General features: G+C 72.1%; 14 protein-coding genes. 9 read left to right on the top strand and 5 right to left on the bottom strand.

What is annotated here, in order from left to right:
* The first annotated feature begins 1 nt into the window (after position 1).
* Both VA596_RS27530 and VA596_RS27535 read left to right on the top strand, forming a co-directional pair.
* Positions 2–337, top strand: a complete 336-nt coding sequence (locus VA596_RS27530) for an ArsR/SmtB family transcription factor (protein WP_323331062.1) — start codon at positions 2–4, stop codon at positions 335–337.
* A gap of 1 nt (position 338) precedes the next feature.
* The gene (locus tag VA596_RS27535; protein ID WP_323331063.1) at positions 339–836 is read left to right on the top strand and encodes an SRPBCC family protein; all 498 of its coding nucleotides are present in this window, start codon (positions 339–341) and stop codon (positions 834–836) included.
* Here VA596_RS27535 and VA596_RS27540 read toward each other — a convergent pair.
* Positions 805–1,770, bottom strand: coding sequence for a helix-turn-helix transcriptional regulator (locus VA596_RS27540; RefSeq protein WP_323331064.1), 966 nt, complete (start codon positions 1,768–1,770; stop codon positions 805–807). The two genes, VA596_RS27535 and VA596_RS27540, sit on opposite strands and share 32 nt — an antisense overlap.
* A gap of 62 nt (positions 1,771–1,832) precedes the next feature.
* Between VA596_RS27540 and VA596_RS27545 the strand changes: the two genes are divergently transcribed.
* Genes VA596_RS27545 through VA596_RS27555 form a run of 3 tightly spaced genes read left to right on the top strand, consistent with a single transcriptional unit; the run spans position 1,833 to position 7,236 of the window.
* Entirely contained in the window at positions 1,833–2,963 is a 1,131-nt protein-coding gene (locus tag VA596_RS27545; RefSeq protein ID WP_323331065.1) for an epoxide hydrolase family protein, read from the top strand.
* Between the two features lie 18 nt (positions 2,964–2,981).
* Positions 2,982–5,987: an ATP-binding protein gene (locus VA596_RS27550; RefSeq protein ID WP_323331066.1), complete on the top strand. Its 3,006-nt coding sequence runs from the start codon at positions 2,982–2,984 to the stop codon at positions 5,985–5,987.
* Positions 5,988–6,018: 31 nt separating this feature from the next.
* Positions 6,019–7,236 (top strand): FAD-dependent monooxygenase, encoded by a 1,218-nt coding sequence (locus VA596_RS27555; RefSeq protein ID WP_323331067.1) that lies wholly within the window; start codon positions 6,019–6,021, stop codon positions 7,234–7,236.
* On the opposite strand, the gene VA596_RS27560 is transcribed toward VA596_RS27555, so the two are convergent.
* Positions 7,218–8,126 carry an NmrA family NAD(P)-binding protein gene (locus VA596_RS27560; protein WP_323331068.1) on the bottom strand — a complete coding sequence of 303 codons (909 nt, stop codon included), beginning with the start codon at positions 8,124–8,126 and terminating at the stop codon, positions 7,218–7,220. The two genes, VA596_RS27555 and VA596_RS27560, sit on opposite strands and share 19 nt — an antisense overlap.
* Before the next feature lie 102 nt (positions 8,127–8,228).
* Between VA596_RS27560 and VA596_RS27565 the strand changes: the two genes are divergently transcribed.
* On the top strand, positions 8,229–8,771 hold the full coding sequence (locus tag VA596_RS27565; protein WP_323331069.1) for a TetR/AcrR family transcriptional regulator: 543 nt from the start codon (positions 8,229–8,231) through the stop codon (positions 8,769–8,771).
* On the opposite strand, the gene VA596_RS27570 is transcribed toward VA596_RS27565, so the two are convergent.
* Complete coding sequence (locus VA596_RS27570) at positions 8,766–9,200, bottom strand: DUF5655 domain-containing protein (protein ID WP_323331070.1); 435 nt, start codon at positions 9,198–9,200, stop codon at positions 8,766–8,768. The two genes, VA596_RS27565 and VA596_RS27570, sit on opposite strands and share 6 nt — an antisense overlap.
* On the bottom strand, positions 9,197–9,769 hold the full coding sequence (locus VA596_RS27575; protein ID WP_323331071.1) for a TetR/AcrR family transcriptional regulator: 573 nt from the start codon (positions 9,767–9,769) through the stop codon (positions 9,197–9,199). The genes VA596_RS27570 and VA596_RS27575 overlap by 4 nt, the downstream gene beginning before the upstream one ends.
* Positions 9,770–9,861: 92 nt before the next feature.
* On the opposite strand from VA596_RS27575, the gene VA596_RS27580 reads away from it, so the two are divergent.
* Positions 9,862–11,016 (top strand): FAD-dependent monooxygenase, encoded by a 1,155-nt coding sequence (locus tag VA596_RS27580; protein WP_323331072.1) that lies wholly within the window; start codon positions 9,862–9,864, stop codon positions 11,014–11,016.
* Positions 11,017–11,730: 714 nt separating this feature from the next.
* Here VA596_RS27580 and VA596_RS27585 read toward each other — a convergent pair.
* Complete coding sequence (locus tag VA596_RS27585) at positions 11,731–13,512, bottom strand: sigma-54-dependent Fis family transcriptional regulator (RefSeq protein ID WP_323331128.1); 1,782 nt, start codon at positions 13,510–13,512, stop codon at positions 11,731–11,733.
* A 160-nt stretch (positions 13,513–13,672) separates the two neighbouring features.
* Between VA596_RS27585 and VA596_RS27590 the strand changes: the two genes are divergently transcribed.
* A complete protein-coding gene (locus VA596_RS27590) occupies positions 13,673–13,912 on the top strand; it encodes a hypothetical protein (protein ID WP_323331073.1) in 240 nt (79 codons plus the stop codon).
* Positions 13,913–14,056: 144 nt separating this feature from the next.
* On the top strand, positions 14,057–15,709 hold the full coding sequence (locus tag VA596_RS27595) for a ferritin family protein (RefSeq protein WP_323331074.1): 1,653 nt from the start codon (positions 14,057–14,059) through the stop codon (positions 15,707–15,709).
* Positions 15,710–15,751: the final 42 nt, after the last annotated feature.

Genomic DNA, 15,751 nt, shown 5'->3' on the forward strand with positions numbered 1-15,751 from the left:
CGTGGCACGAGCAGCGACGACGGCGGACACCTTCAACGCGGTCGCCGAACCCCGGCGGCGGCAGATCCTCGACGAGCTCATGGCCGGCGAACGGTCGGTCGGCGACCTCGTCGGCCTGCTCGGGCTGGCCCAGCCCCAGGTGTCGAAGCACCTGCGGGTACTGCGCGAGGTGGGGGCGGTGGACGTGCGCGAGGACGGCCGTCAGCGCGTCTACCGGCTCAACGGCGCCGCGCTGAAACCCATCCACGACTGGGTGAAGCGTTACGAGCGGACGTGGTCGGAACGCTTCGAGCTGCTGGACGACGTCCTGGACGAACTGAAGCAAGAGGAGAAGTGACATGGTGGAGACGGCGAGCAGCGCGAAGATCACCCTGCCTGCGGACGACCAGATCCTGATCACGCGCGAGTTCGACGCGCCGAAGCACCTGGTCTACCGCGCGTGGACCACGCCCGAGCTGGTGAAGCGCTGGTGGGCCGGGCATCGCGGCACGACCACCGAGGTCGAGATGGACCTGCGGCCCGGCGGCCGCTGGCGGTACGTGATCACGGCGAACGGGGGCTTCGAAGTCGCGTTCCACGGCGAGTACCGCGAAATCGTGCCAGACGAAAAGCTCGTCTTCACCGAGATGTTCGAAGGCGCCGACCCGTTGCCGGAGGCCGACGTGCCGGTCACCACCGTCACGTTCACCGCCCTCGAAGGCGACCGCACGGTCGTGCACCTGCTGACGCAGACGACGAGCAAGGCGTTGCGGGACACGATCATCGAATCCGGCATGGAAACCGGGATGCAGGAGCAGATGAACCTCATCGAGGAGCTGGCGAACTCGCTGCGCTAGCCCGCAGGAACCGCTCGCCCGTCTTCGCCAGCTCCCGGGCGAGCTCCGGCGCGTCGAGCACCTCGAAGTCCACTTCGAGCAGGCCGAGGTACAGCGCGAGCATCGGCGCGTGGTCGGAGCCGACCTCGGCGACGCACCGGTCCGGACCTTCGGCCGTGACGTCGACGGCGAGCGGCAGCCGGGCCCGCACGTGCCCGGCCGAGGCGTGCAGGCGCACCTTCGCGTGGTACCGCCAGGTCGCGGCGCCCGCGCTGCGCTGCACGAACCGCACGACGTCACCCTCGGGCGGCTCGCGCGGGGCGAACCGCGGCCCGTTCGGCGTCCGCGGCGTCATCCGGTCGACGCGGAACGTGCGCCAATCTTCGCGGCCGGTGTCCCACGCGACCAGGTACCAGCGCCGTCCCCAGCTGACCAGCCGGTGCGGCTCGACGTCGCGGCGGCTCTCGGCCCGCTCGTGGCTGGTGTAGCCGAACCGCAGCCGCTCACCGGCCCGGATCGCCGACGCGATCACGCTCAGCACGTCGGCGTCGACGGCCGGGCCGGTGCCGGGCACCGCGACCGTCGCGGCCTGCAGCGCGTGCACCCGGTGCCGCAGCCGCGACGGCAGCACCTGCTCCAGCTTCGCCAGCGCACGCACCGACGTCTCCTCGATCCCGGCGACGCCGGCGGCGGTCCGCAGCCCGACCGCGACGGCCACCGCCTCGTCGTCGTCCAGCAGCAACGGCGGCAGCTGCGCGCCCGCGCCGAGCCGGTACCCGCCCTGGACGCCGGGGGAGGCCTCGACCGGGTAGCCGAGGTCGCGCAGCTTGCCGACGTCGGCGCGGACGGTGCGGGTGGTGACGCCGAGGCGGCCGGCCAGGTCGGCGCCGGTCCAGTCGCGCCGCGTTTCGAGCAGCGACAGCAACCGCAGGAGCCGCGCGGAGGTCTGCAACATCGTTCGAGGATGCCAGAAATTGCGGAAGGAACCCTTCCGCAATCGTCCCTAACGTCCTGTCCATGACGAACGACATCCGCCCCTTCCGCGTCGAGATCCCGCAGGCCGAGCTGGACGAGCTGCACCGGCGCCTGGCCGACGCCCGCTACCCCGAGCCGGTGCCCGGCGACCGGCCGGACTGGTCCCGCGGCATCCCGCCGTCGCGGGTCCGCGAGCTGGCCGAGTACTGGCGGACCGGCTACGACTGGCGCGCGCAGGAGGCCGCGCTCAACGCCTTCCCGCAGTTCACGACCGAGATCGACGGTCAGCGGATCCACTTCCTGCACGTCCGCTCGCCCCGCGCCGACGCGATGCCGCTGCTGCTCACCCACGGCTATCCCAGCTCGTTCGCCGAGTTCCTCGACGTGCTCGGCCCGCTGACCGAGCCCGGCCCGGACGCCTTCCACGTCGTCGTCCCGTCCCTGCCGGGATTCGGCTTCTCGACGCCGTTGAGCGGGCCCGGGTGGGAGCTGGCGCGCACGACCGACGCCTTCGCCGTGCTGATGACGCGCCTGGGTTACGACCGCTTCGCCGCGCAGGGCGGCGACATCGGTGCGGGCGTCACCGGCCGGCTCGCGGCGCTGTACCCGGAGCGCGTCCTCGGCACGCACGTGAACAGCGACCGCGGGACCATCGCCCTCGCCGGCGAGCAGCTCCCGATGCCGGAGAACCTGACCGAGGCCGAACAGTCCGAACTGGACGCGGCCCGGGAGGCGTGGAAGGCCGGGCGCGGGTACCTGGACCTCCAGTCGCACCAGCCCGAGACGCTCGCCGCCGGGCTCACCGACTCGCCGGTGGGGCAGCTCGCCTGGATCGCCGAGAAGTTCGAGGCGTGGACGAACGCCGACGGCGGAATCGGCTGCGACCGGCTGCTCACGACGGTCAGCCTGTACTGGTTCACCCGCAGCGGCGCGACCGCGGCCCGGTTCCTCTACGAGGCCGCCCATTCCGGCCACGGCTGGCTGGCCCCCTCGGACGTCCCGGCGGGCTGGGCGGTGTTCAACAGCTCGCCCGTGGTCCGGCGGATCATGGATCCCGAGGAGAAGATCGAGCACTGGTCGGACTTCACCGAGGGCGGCCACTTCGCGGCGATGGAGGCGGGGGAGCTGCTCGTGGCCGACGTTCGCGCGTTCTTCCGCAAGCTGCGCGCCTGAGTCGCCATACTCGGCGGCGTGCAGTTCGCCATTCTCGGGCCGGTCGAAGCCCATGGTCCGGACGGGACCCCCGTCGCCCTCGGTGGTCCACAGTTGCGCGGGCTGCTCGCGTTGCTGGCCCTCGACGCCGGGCGCGTCGTCAGCGCCGAGCGGCTCATCGACGGCCTGCACGGCGAAAACCCGCCCGAGGGCGCCGCCGAGGCGTTGCAGTCCCAGGTGTCGCGGCTGCGTCGGCGGCTGCGGGACGGCGGGGCCCCCGACGGCCTGGTCGAGTTCACCCCCGCCGGGTACCGGCTGGCCGTGGACCCCCAGGACGTCGACGTCCACCGTTTCGAGGCGCTCACCGCGCGGGCGCGGGACACCGCGGACCCGGCAGCCAAGCTGGAGCTGTTCGGTGACGCGCTCGCGCTGTGGCGGGGACCGGCGCTCGACGGGCTCGCGGACCCGCCGCGCGCGGCCCGGCTGGCGGAGCTGCGCGTGGCCGCCGCCGAGGACCGGATCGAAGCCGGGCTGGCCCTCGGCCACCACGAGCGGCTCGTCGCGCCGCTGCGGGAGCTGACCGGCGAGCACCCGCTGCGCGAACGGCTCGTGGCCCAGCTGATGCGCGCGCTGCACGGCAGCGGCCGGTCCGCCGAGGCCCTGGCCGTGTTCGCCGAGATCCGGGAACGCCTCGCCGACGAACTCGGTGCCGACCCGTCGCCGGACCTCGCGGACGCGCACGTCGCCGTCCTGCGGGCCGCCGCGCCCGCCCCGGCGCGCCGGGTTCCGGTGCCGATCGGCGGGTTCGTCGCCCGCGCCGAACTCGACCGGCTGACCACGGCGACGCGCGACGCCCGGCTCGTCACGCTCACCGGCCCGGGCGGCGCGGGCAAGACGCGGCTCGCCGTCGAAGCCGCGTCCCGCGAACCCGGCGAAGTGTGTTTCGTCGAACTGGCGACGACGACCGAGGTGCCGCAGGCGGTCCTGGCCGCGCTGGGCCTGCGCGAACAGGGCGTGCTGTCGCCGGGTGCGGCGGCGGACCCGGCGGACCGCCTGGTCGCGGGCCTCGCCGACCGGCCGCTGCTGCTGATCCTCGACAACTGCGAACACGTCGTCGCCGACGCCGCGCGGCTCGTCCGGCGGCTACTCGGCGCGTGCCCCGGCCTGCGGGTGCTGGCCACCAGCCGGGAGGCGCTCGGCCTCACCGGCGAGACACTGGTGCCGGTCGGCGCGCTGTCCGCCGACGCGGCCCAGCGGCTGTTCACCGACCGCGCCGCGGCCGTCGTCCCAGGCGTGGACCTCGATCCCGCGACCGTGTCTCGGATCTGCGTCGCGCTCGACGGCCTGCCCCTGGCGATCGAGCTGGCCGCCGCGCGGCTGCGGTCGATGGCCGCCGAAGACGTCGCGGCCCGGCTCGACGACCGCTTCCGGCTGCTGTCGCGGGGCGAGCGGACCGCCGAGCCGCGGCACCGGACGCTGCGCGGGGTCGTCGAGTGGAGCTGGGACCTGCTCGACCCGGACGAACAGCTGCTGGCCGGCCGGTTCGCGGTGTTCGCCGGCGGGGCGCGGCTCGACGCCGTCGAGCGGGTCTGCGCCGCCGGGGACACCGACGGCCTGCTCACCGGGCTCGTCGAGAAGTCCCTCGTCGAGTACGCGGGCGGCCGGTACCGGATGCTGGAGACGATCCGGGCGTTCTGCGCGGAGCAGGGCACCGCCGACCCCGCGGCGCACGCGAAGTACTTCCTGGACGTCGCCCGCGCGGCCGAGCCGAAACTGCGGGGCGCGGACCAGCTCACCGTGCTGGCGCAGCTGACCGCCGAGCACGCCGACCTGCACGCGGCCCTGCGCTGGAGTGCCGCCGAGGCCCCGGAAACCGCGTTGCGGCTGTTCGCGGCCCTGACGTGGTACTGGTGGCTGCGCGGCCTGCGCAGCGAGGCCCGGCCGTTCGCCGACGCCGTACTCGCCGCCGTCGGCCCGGAGCCGCCGCCCGGCCTCGAAGAGGAGTACGTCGTCTGCCTGATCCACGCGTCGGCCACCGACGTCGGGATCGAGCCGATCATGCAGGCGCTCGACGGCCCCCTGCGGCACCCGTACCTCTTCCTGCTGTGGGCGTTTTCCCCGCGCACCAAGGCGAAGGAAGGCGAACGGCTGGCCGCGCTGATCGGCCAGGACACCTGGTCGCGGGCGTTCGCGCGGATCGGCGACGGCCTCGGCGCGCAGTACCGCGGCCGGCTCGACGACGCCGAGGCGCACTTTTCGGCGTCACTGCAAGGTTTTCGCGAGCTCGGTGACCGCTGGGGCGAGGCGACCACGCTGGAGAAGCTCGCGGAGTTCGCGGACTGGCGCGGCGACCACGCGCGGTTCCGCGAGCTGATGGACGAGTCCGTCCGGCTGGCCGGGGAGCTCGGCGCCGCCGAGGACGCGGCCGACCTGCTCTGCCGCCGCGCCGACGGTGCCCTGCGGGCCGACGACACCGAAGGGGCGCAGGCGGACTACGAAGCCGCGGCGGAGCTGGCGCGGGCGGCGGGCACGACGCTGACCCTCGCCCGGGCGCGCGGCGGGCTCGGCGAGCTCGCGCGGCACGCGGGGGACCTGGCCGCGGCCCGGCGCTGGTACACCTCGGCGGTCGGCCTGGCCGCCGATCCGGTGACCGGCGGCGAGACGCGGATCGGGCTGTACACCGGGTTCGGCTGGACGGCCGCGGCCGAAGGCGACCTCGACGAAGCGACCGAGCTGCACCAGGAGGCCCTGGCCACGGCGCTGGAGCACGCGAACCTGCCGGGCGCGGCGCGGGCCGTCGAAGGGCTGGCCGGGGTGCTGGCCGCGCGCGCCGAGGACGAGCGGGCGGCGTTCCTGCTCGGCGTCGCCGTCGGGCTGCGCGGCACGGACGTCACCGGGGACACCGACGTCGCCGCGGTGACCAGCACGGTCCGCGCCCGCATCGGCGGCGACGCCTACGTCAAGGCCTTCGAGCAGGGCCGGGAAATGCCGCCTGACCAGGCGCTTCAGGATTTCGGTCAGTGGCGGTCGGCGCTCGGTTCGTGAGCGGTCAGCGGCCGCGCCCACGCTGCGGGGCATGACGAACAACCGAGAAATCCTGATCTCCGGCGCCAGCGTCGCCGGCCCCGCCCTCGCCTGGTGGCTGCACCACCACGGCTTCCGCCCGACCGTCGTCGAACGCGCCCCCAGCCTGCGTGAAGGCGGGTACAAGGTGGACATCCGCGGCACCGCCGTCGACGTCGTCCGCCGGATGGGCCTGCTCGAAGAGGTCCACGCGGTGGCGACCGACATGCGGGGCGCCGGGTTCGTGAACAAGCGCGGCAAGCAGATCGCGAAGCTGGACGCCGACACGTTCGGCTTCCGCGACGGCGACGACACCGAGATCCTGCGCGGCGACCTGGCGAAGATCCTCTACGACCACACCCGCGACGACGTCGAGTACGTCTTCGGCGACTGGATCACCGGCCTCGACCAGCGCCCCGACGGCGTCCACGTCACCTTCGCCCACGGCGCGCCCCGCCGGTTCGACCTGGTCGTCGGCGCCGACGGCCTGCACTCCGGCGTCCGCGCCCTGGCGTTCGGCCCGGAGGAGGAGTTCCTGAAGCGGTTCGACGCCTACATCTCGATCTCGACCGTGCCGAACAGCTTCGACCTGGACCGCTGGGAACTGCTGCACTCGGCGGCGCCGGGCAAGATGGTGAACGTCTACAGCACCGCCCGCGCCGACGACGCGAAGGCCGCGTTCTGGTTCACCGGCAAGGATCTGCCGTACGACCGCCGCGACGTCGACGGCCAGAAGAACCTCGTCGCCGACCAGTTCGCGGGCCTCGGCTGGCAGATCCCCGAGCTGCTGGACTCGATGCGCGAAGCCGGCGACTTCTACTTCGACCCGGTGTGCCAGATCCTGATGGACCGGGTGTCGGCCGGCCGCGTCACGCTGGTCGGCGACGCGGGTTACTGCCCGTCCCCGGCCTCGGGCCAGGGCACGAGCCTGGCCCTGGCGGGCGCGTACGTCCTGGCGGGCCAACTCGCCGCGGCGGCGGGCGACCACGAGCTGGCGTTCGAGCGGTACGAAGCGGAAATGCGGCCGTACATCGAGAAGAACCAGGCTCTGGCGAAGGCGGCCCTGCGCGGCATCATCCCGCAGTCCCGCGCGTTCGCGTGGTTCAACACCCGGATGATCAAGCTGATGCCCTACCTGCCGGGCCGCAACCGCATCCTGGAGCAGATCGCCGCCCCCATCCGTGACGCGGCGAACGCCTTGGTGCTGAAGGACTACGCGGTCGCCGCGTGAGGCAGGTGCGCGCTCGCCCAGTCCGCGAACGACGTCAGGGGGATGCCGAGGTCCCGCGCGAACTTCGGGTCGGCGGGGTGGCCGATCGCGTTCTGCCACTCGTGCCGCAGCGTGAACGCCGGCGCGCCGGCCGCCAGGGCTTCTTCGGCGGTCAGGTCCGGCGCGGTGAGATCGGTGCCGAAGGCGCGGGAGAGCACCTCGGCGACGGCCGCCATCGTGCGGCGCTCGCTCGCCAGCTCCAGCTCGACGCCGTCGAAGCGGGCCGGGTCGGCGAAGGCCGCCGCGGCCGCCGCGCCGATGTCGTCGACCGCGACCAGTGCGAGTTCCGTGTCCGGCTTGATGATCGTGACGATCCCGCCGCCGACGCCGTGGGGGAGCAGGAACGACGGCGGGAGGAAGTTCTCCATGAAGAACCCCGGCTCCAGCACCGTCCAATGCGCGAAACCGGCTTCGCGGACGCGGTCCTGGATCGCGGTCTTCGTCTCGAGGTAGTGCTCCATCGACTTCCAGCGGCCCTCCTTCCAGCCCGGCGCAGTGCGGTGCTGCCCGGCGCCCGAGACCGACGTGTGCACGAACTGCGGCACCCCCGCGTCCCGGGCGGCGTCGACCAGGTTGCGGCCCTGGACCCACTCGGAGTCGCCGTCAAGGTCGGTCATGTCGGGCAGCTGCACGGAAAACACGCCGCGTACCCCCTCGAGCGCCGGGGCGAGCGAACCGGGGTCGTACAGGTCGCCGGTGACGAGCTCGGCGCCGAGCGCCCGGACGGCCTCGGCGCGTTCGGTACCGGGGTCGCGGACCAGCGCACGGACTTCGGCGCCCGCGGCGAGCAGGGCGCGGGCGGTGGCGCCACCCTGCTTGCCGGTGGCGCCGGTGACGAGGACGGGGGACATGGGGACTCCTTCGACGGCTAAGTGGCGGGGCCCGCCACTTCGTGTCCGCTACGATAGCCACTAAGTGGCGGCCCCCGCCACTTCCGTTTCCGGGAGGTGTCCGTGCCGCGTTCCGACGCCCAGCGCAACTACGCGCGGATCCTCGCCGTCGCCGAGCGGGAGGTCGCCGAGCACGGCGCGGACGCGTCCCTCGAGCAGATCGCCCGCACCGCCGAGGTGGGCTCGGCGACCGTGCGGCGCCACTTCCCGAGCCGGCGCGCCCTGCTGGACGCCGTCTTCCGCGAGCGGGTCGACGCGCTGGACGGCCGTGCCCTGGAGTTGGCCGACGCCGACGACCCGCGGGCCGCGTTGCTCGACTGGCTCACGGCGTTGACCGAGTACGCCGCTTCCGCGCGCGGCATGGCCGCGGCGCTGATCCAGGACGAGGCCCCGGACCGCGACCACGTCTGCGTCCGCCTCACGGACGCGGGCGAACCGTTGCTGCGCCGGGCGATCGAGGCGGGCGCGGTGGCGGCCGGGGTGACGTCGGCGGACCTGGTCGCGGTGGTCACGGGGATCGTGCTGGCGACCGAGCACGGGCGTGACCCGGCGGGGGAAGCGTTGCGGCTGCTGGGTTTGGCGGTGCGGGGGATCAGCCCGTCATGAGAAGTCGTACGCGGCGGTCAGCCAGCCGCGCACCTCGTCGTCCACATCGGACACCTCGCGCAGGCTCACCCGGTGCCCGACCCGCGCGCCGTCGGTGCCCCATGCCGGGCGGATCCGGGCCGTCTCGACCGGGCCCGGCAGGAACAGGTACAGCAGGACGTCGCGGGAGCGCGGGCGCACCTCGGCGAGCTTGCGGTCGCGCTTGAGGAACACGCCGACCTTGACGGCGTCCTCGTGGAACTCGCCAAGGGTGCGCAGGTGGGCGGCGATCGCGTCGTACACCGCGCGCTGTCCCGGGGAGCGCCCGGCGAAGGTGTCGTCGACCGTGCAGCCCGGCACGCACGTGTGCCCCTGACCGGCGCGCGCGAACTCGCGGTCGCAACGCGGGCACGTCCACCGGGTCGGCATGCCGTCCAGGATGGCACTCATCCCGCCGAGGTGAGATACCGCTGGATCGTTGGGGCGATCTCCTTGACGATCTCCGCCGGCGTCAGCGCGACCACCGGTGGCAGCCGCAGGACGTACCGGGTCAGCGCCAGGCCGAACAGTTGGGCCACGACGAGTCCGGCGCGGCGGGGTGCGTCGGCCGGGGCGCCGAACCGCAGGACCGCCGGTGTCACCTGGCCGGCGAACACCTCGCGGATCTTCTCGACGACGGCGTCGTCGGCCACGGCCGAGCGCAGCAGCGTCAGCAGGATCTCGTCGGTCGGCGGCTGCTCCCAGAGCACGAGGAACTGCCGCGTCAGCAGCTCGCCGACCGTGGCCGGGTCGGCTTCGCCGAGGTCGGGCAGGTCGAGCGCGACGTCCACGGCCGCCGCGAACAGGCCGTCCTTGCTGCCGTAGTAGCGCATCACCATCGACGGGTCGATGCCCGCGTCGGCCGCGATCGAGCGGATGGTCGCGCGGCGGAAGCCGTCGGCGGCGAACCGGCGGCGCGCCGCGTCGAGGATGGCCGCGCGGGTGGCGTCGGAGCGGCGGGGGGAGGGCTCGGCACTCATGTCAACAAGTGTAGGCCAACACTTGTTGACAAGCCAGCGCGGCGGTGCTTACGTGGATGCCAACAGTTGTTGGCAAACTCGAGGAGACCGTCATGAACCTGCCCGCCCGCACCGACGTCCTGATCTCCGGAGCCGGCCCCGCCGGGCTCGCCGCCGCGATCGCGCTGGCCGAGGCCGGGATCGACTTCGTGCTGCTCGACCGCCAGGCCGAGGGCGCGAACACGTCCCGGGCCTGCGTGATCCACGCCCGGACGCTGGAGGTGCTCGCCGAGCTCGGCGTCACCGAGCGGCTGAAGGAGCTGGGCGTCGTGGTCCCGACGTTCACGGTCCGCGACGGCGCCACGGTGCTGGCGCGGGTGCCGTTCGGCGGGCTGCCGACCGCGTACCCGTACACGCTGATGGTGCCGCAGGACCGGACCGAGGCGGTGTTGCTGCAGCGGCTGCGCGAGGCCGGCGGCGACGTCCACCGGCCGTACGAGGTCACCGCGGTCGCGGGCGACGACACCGGCGTCACGGTCACGACGACCGGCGGCACGGTGCGCGCGAAGTACGTGATCGGGGCCGACGGCATGCACAGCACCGTGCGCGACCAGGCCGGGATCGGCTTCACCGGCGCGTCGTACGGCGAGTCGTTCGTGCTCGCCGACGTCCGGATGAGCTGGCCGCTGGACCGCGAGGAGGTCAGCCTGCACCTGTCACCGGAAGGGGTGACGGTGGTCGCGCCGCTGCCCGGCGCGGACGACCGCTACCGGCTCGTCGCGACGGTTGCCTCCGCCGTCGAGAAGCCGGGCATCGAGGACATCCAGTCCATTGTGGACAATCGCGGCCCGGAGGGGGCGCGGTCGCGGGTGACGGAGGTGCTGTGGAGCTCGCGGTTCCGGGTGCACCACCGGGTGGCCGACCGCTACCGCGCGGGCCGGATCCTGCTGGCGGGCGACGCGGCCCACGTGCACAGCCCGGCCGGCGGCCAGGGCATGAACACGGGCATCCAGGACGCGGTGGTGCTGGGCCGCCTGCTGGCCCGAGTGGTCGCCGGCTCGCCGGACACGCTGCTGGACACCTACGAGCAGACCCGCCGCCCGGTGGCGACGGGCGTGGTCGCCTTCACCGACCGCATGACCCGCCTGGCGACCCTCCGCCCCCGCCCCGCGCGCCTGCTGCGCAACACGGTGATGAAGCTGGCCTTCGGCCTGCCCCCGGTCCGCTCGAAGATGGCCTACCAGCTGGCGGAACTGGCAGCCCGCTGACTCTCGCGATGCCCCTCCAGACACACGTGATGCCCCGGCAATCACGCGCAATGCCCCACTGGACACGGGTGATGCCCCGCTGGACACGGGTGATGCACCTCTGGACGCGCGAGATCCGCTTTCGGGCACGCGAGTTCCGCCGGGAGCCACGCGAGGTCCGGCCTTGGCCACACCGGATCCGCTCGGAATCACGCGGGTTCCGGTCCGGCGCACACGATTGCGATGCGGGCTCGGCGAGGGTGATTTGAGCCGCTTGGCGGCGAACTCGATTCAGTTCCGGGCAATCGAGGTCCCACCGGATCACGTGAGGTCGGGCTCCGACCAAGCGAGGTCCGGTTCCAGAAACGTGAGTTTCGGGTTCGGACACGCCGGATCCGTCGGGAATCACGCGAGACCCGTCGGATCACGTGGATCCGGTTCCCAAACATGCGAGTGCCTTTGCAGTGCTTGTGAGTTCCGGTGCAAGGTTCGCGGGTTCGGTCGTTAAATGCGCGGGTTCGGCCGAGAACCACGCAAGATCCGCCGGGTGTCACGTGGGGTCCGGCTCCGGACATGCGAGTGCCTTTGCGGCACTCACGAGTTCCGGCGCCAGGTTCGCGAGATCGGTCGCGAAATGCGTGGGTTCCGCGGCGAATCGAGCGAGGTCCGGCCTCAGGCACACAAGACCCGCTGGGAATCATCCAAACGTGTGGGCCCCGACGACCGACCCCGGGCTCACCGGGTCGGGGGAACGATCCCGTACTCGTGGATTTTCCGGTAAATCGTCGCCCTCGAAATCCCCAGCAGCTTCGCCGCGCGCACCTTGTTGCCGTCCGCGTCCTCCAGGCACCGCACGATCGCATCACGCTCGATCGACTCAAAGCGGTTCAACGGACGGCGCGTCACCGCGTGGAACTCGGCTGGGAGGTCGCCCGGGCGGATGGTGCCCGCTCGGCGGCGTTGGGCCACCTTGCGCAGGACCTGGTACAGCTGCCCGGTGTTGCCCGGCCACTCCGCCCTCATCAGCAGGTGCAGCGCCGCCGCCGAGCAGGTCAGCCTGCCGCCGTAGCCTAGTTTGCTCAGGACCAGGGGGACCAGCTCGGCCAGGTCGTCGACGTGGTGGCGCAGCGGGGGTACCCGGACCGTGCGGGGGAAGAACTTCAGCAGCTCCGCCAGCGCCGGCTTGGTCTCGGCGCCCGGGGCGAGCGTTGCCACCACCCATGGCGCGTCTTCGCGTTCGCGGAGGTCGCGCAGCACGCCGGCCAGCGCCGTCGCGGCGGCTACCGACAGGCGGTCGGCGTGGCAGATCACCAAGGTGCGGATCGGGGTCTCGGCGTGCTCGCGCAGCAGCGCTTCCGTCCAGTCCGGGCCGGTGGCGACCGCCGCGTCCACGGTCAGCAGGCGGGCGGCCGGGTGGTGGCGCTGGTGCAGGCCCTTGGCCAGGGTCAGCTTGCCGGTGCCCGGCTCACCCTCCAGCGCGACCCACTCGCCGCGCTGGAGGCCGGCGTCCAGCTCGTGGCCGCAGCGCAGCCACAGCGGCGCCGAGCCGACGACGCCCGGCAGGTACATCGGCAGCATCGGGGTCGACGCGGCCAGGGTCTCCTCCGCCTCGATCAGCTTCACCGACAGCACGCCGCCCGCGGTGTCCGTCTCGCGCTGGCCCGGCACGCGACGGCAGTACACCCGTACGCGCAGGCCGCTCGAGAGGGCGAGCATGGCCGACGTCCGCTGGCCGTCCGCCAGGGCCTCGGTCGCGTAGCCCAGCAACAGGGACTGGTCGGACGGGTCGAGCAGCTGCCGCGCCCGGTCGTTCATCATCACGATGTCGTCGTTGAACGCCAGCACGATGCCGGTCCAGCGGCGGCAGGTCTGCAGGTAGGCCTGGAAGAGGATCATCTCCCGCAGGTCGCTGTGGCGCAGCAGCGCCTGCCGGATCTGCTCGGCGGTCGAGCGGGCCAGCGCGATGAGCAGGCCGCCCGCGTCCTTGTACCAGCAGGTGAGGTCGACGGCGCCGATCTTCTTGCCCGAGATCGGGTGGTGGATCGGGACGCCGGCGCAGGCCAGGTTCTCCAGGTGCTCGGCGTAGTGCTCGTGGCCGAACACCGTGGTCGCGCGGCCGTCCTCCAGCGCGGTGCCGATCCCGTTCGTGCCCACCGACTGCTCGCCGTAGCTGAACCCGGGGACCAGCTCGACGCGTTCCAGGTGCCGCCGCAGGTCGCCGTCGCCCGTCCGCTGGGTCAGCACGACGCCGTTCGCGTCGGTGAGGATGAGGCTGATCGGCTGGCCGTCGAACTGCTCGCTCAGCTTGCCCAGGACCGGCTCCGCGCCGCGCATCAGGGGGATGTCGAGGTTCTGGTCGCCGAGGTACAGCGGGTCGATCCGGTCGGCCTCGACCTGGAACTCCCGCGAACGCCGCCACGAGGCGAGGATGGTCTGCCGGACGGTGCCGGCCGGGACCTGCTCGGCGGTGAGGAACCGCACCCGGGTCCGGGCGAGCTCGTCGTCCGCGAGCAGCATGCCGGGCACCTTGTCGTCCACGCAGAACCTCCTGAATCCCGCGGCCCACGTGGGTGCGGGCACACCCGTTGTGCCGCCCGTCCAGCCTAAGCGCGTTAGGCCGGTCACGGTGTCTCAAATTGAGACGCTCTGGCCGGCGGGGCAGCGGTGCGATGGAGTCATGGCCGCTGAGACGTACAACCCGTGGACGATTGTGAACCTGGTTTTCACGCATCTGGCCGAGCAGGGCCTGCATCCCGTGTTCGGCGGTGAAGGCCACCCGGGTGAACCGGCGGCGGCGCTGCTGCGCGCGCTCGGCATCACGCCGACCGTCGAAGGAGACGCGCGGGTGCGGAACGGCGTTCAAAACGAGCTCGCCGAGCTGCGCGCCCGGATGTTCAGTGAGCGTGAAGAGCCCTGAGCAGCGGTTCTGTCTCAGATTGAGACCCGCGTCACCTCGGGCCGCCCCTTGAATGGTGAGCGCAGGACGTGCGCCCCGCATCCCCCGGCCGGGAGGGGAGCCGCTCGGCCGCCGTAGGCAGGAGCCACGGATAAGGAGTGATCCATGAGTCGCCAGAGTGTGGCGAAAGCCCACCAGAAGATCCAGGAACTGTCGTGGGAACCGGCGTACCACACCCCGGTTTCGCACTACGGGACCGACTACACCTTCCAGAAGGCCAAGAAGAAGGACCCGCTGAAGCAGGTCCTCCGTTCGTACTTCCCGATGCAGGAAGAAAAGGACCACCGGGTCTACGGCGCCGAGGACGGCGCGATCCGCGGCAACATGTTCCGCCAGGTGCAGGAACGGTGGCTGGAATGGCAGAAGCTGTTCCTGTCGATCATCCCGCTGCCGGAGATCTCCGCCGCGCGGGCGATGCCGCTGCTGTTCCGCACGGTGCCCAACCCGGAACTGCACAACGGCCAGGCGATCCAGATGATCGACGAGGTCCGGCACTCGACGATCCAGCAGAACCTCAAGCGCCTGTACATGCAGAACTACATCGACCCGGCGGGCTTCAACTCGAGCCTGCGCAACTTCCAGAACGACTACTGCGGCACCATCGGCCGCCAGTTCGCGGAAGGCTTCATCACCGGTGACGCGATCACCGCAGCCAGCATCTACCTCACCATCGTGGCGGAGACGGCGTTCACCAACACGCTGTTCGTGGCGATGCCGGCCGAAGCCGCCGCGAACGGCGACTACCTGCTGCCGACGGTGTTCCACTCGGTGCAGTCGGACGAGTCCCGGCACATCAGCAACGGCTACGCGACGCTGCTGATGGCGTTGTCGGACGAGAGCAACCACCAGCTGCTCGAGCGCGACCTGCGGTACGCGTGGTGGAACAACCACGCCGTCGTCGACGCCGCGATCGGCACGTTCATCGAGTACGGCACGAAGGACCGCCGCAAGGACCGGGAAAGCTACGCGGAGATGTGGCGTCGCTGGATCTACGACGACTACTACCGCAGCTACCTCGTCCCGCTCGAGAAGTACGGCTTGGTCATCCCGCACGACCTCATCGAGGAGGCGTGGAACCGGATCTGGAACAAGGGCTACGTCCACGAGGTCGCGCAGTTCTTCGCCACCGGGTGGCTCGCCAACTACTGGCGCATCGACCCGATGACCGACGAGGACTTCGAGTGGTTCGAGTACAAGTACCCCGGCTGGTACGACAAGTACGGCGCCTGGTGGGAGAACTACAGCCGGCTCGCGACGCCGAACGGGCACCACCCGATCGTCGCCGAGGACGTCAACTACGTGTACCCGCACCGCTGCTGGACGTGCATGGTGCCGTGCCTCATCCGTGAGGACATGGTGGTCGACGAGGTCGACGGCCAGCACCGCACGTACTGCTCGGAGACGTGCCGCTGGACCGACGCCGAGGCGTTCCGGCCCACCTACCAGGGCCGCAACACCCCGAACATGGGCAAGCTGGTCGGGGCCCGCGAGTGGGAGACGCTGTACCACGGCTGGAACTGGGCCGACGTCGTCACCGACATGGGCTTCGTGCGCGACGACGGCAAGACCATGGTCGCGCAGCCGCACCTCGACCTGGACCCGAAGAAGATGTGGACGCTCGACCACCTGCGCCGGATGCCCGAGGTGCAGTCGCCGAACGTGCTGCTGAACCAGATGTCCGACGAGGAGCGCGCCGCGTTCGTGGCCGACTACAACCGCCAGGGCCCGGCCGGGCGCCCGGCACCGCAGAAGGCCTGACAACCACAGGGGCGGCACTTTCACGTGAAAGTGCCGCCCCCA

It is taken from the genome of Amycolatopsis heterodermiae, from assembly GCF_034929455.1.
Classification (GTDB): Bacteria; Actinomycetota; Actinomycetes; order Mycobacteriales; family Pseudonocardiaceae; genus Amycolatopsis; species Amycolatopsis heterodermiae.

Bases quoted from the DNA above. Each gene is read 5' to 3' on its own strand.
- VA596_RS27535 (WP_323331063.1), top strand. From the start codon at position 339: ATGGTGGAGACGGCGAGCAGCGCGAAGATCACCCTGCCTGCGGACGAC.
- VA596_RS27540 (WP_323331064.1), bottom strand. From the start codon at position 1,770: ATGTTGCAGACCTCCGCGCGGCTCCTGCGGTTGCTGTCGCTGCTCGAA.
- VA596_RS27545 (WP_323331065.1), top strand. From the start codon at position 1,833: ATGACGAACGACATCCGCCCCTTCCGCGTCGAGATCCCGCAGGCCGAG.
- VA596_RS27555 (WP_323331067.1), top strand. From the start codon at position 6,019: ATGACGAACAACCGAGAAATCCTGATCTCCGGCGCCAGCGTCGCCGGC.
- VA596_RS27560 (WP_323331068.1), bottom strand. From the start codon at position 8,126: ATGTCCCCCGTCCTCGTCACCGGCGCCACCGGCAAGCAGGGTGGCGCC.
- VA596_RS27570 (WP_323331070.1), bottom strand. From the start codon at position 9,200: ATGAGTGCCATCCTGGACGGCATGCCGACCCGGTGGACGTGCCCGCGT.
- VA596_RS27575 (WP_323331071.1), bottom strand. From the start codon at position 9,769: ATGAGTGCCGAGCCCTCCCCCCGCCGCTCCGACGCCACCCGCGCGGCC.
- VA596_RS27580 (WP_323331072.1), top strand. From the start codon at position 9,862: ATGAACCTGCCCGCCCGCACCGACGTCCTGATCTCCGGAGCCGGCCCC.
- VA596_RS27585 (WP_323331128.1), bottom strand. From the start codon at position 13,512: ATGCTGCTCGCGGACGACGAGCTCGCCCGGACCCGGGTGCGGTTCCTC.
- VA596_RS27590 (WP_323331073.1), top strand. From the start codon at position 13,673: ATGGCCGCTGAGACGTACAACCCGTGGACGATTGTGAACCTGGTTTTC.
- VA596_RS27595 (WP_323331074.1), top strand. From the start codon at position 14,057: ATGAGTCGCCAGAGTGTGGCGAAAGCCCACCAGAAGATCCAGGAACTG.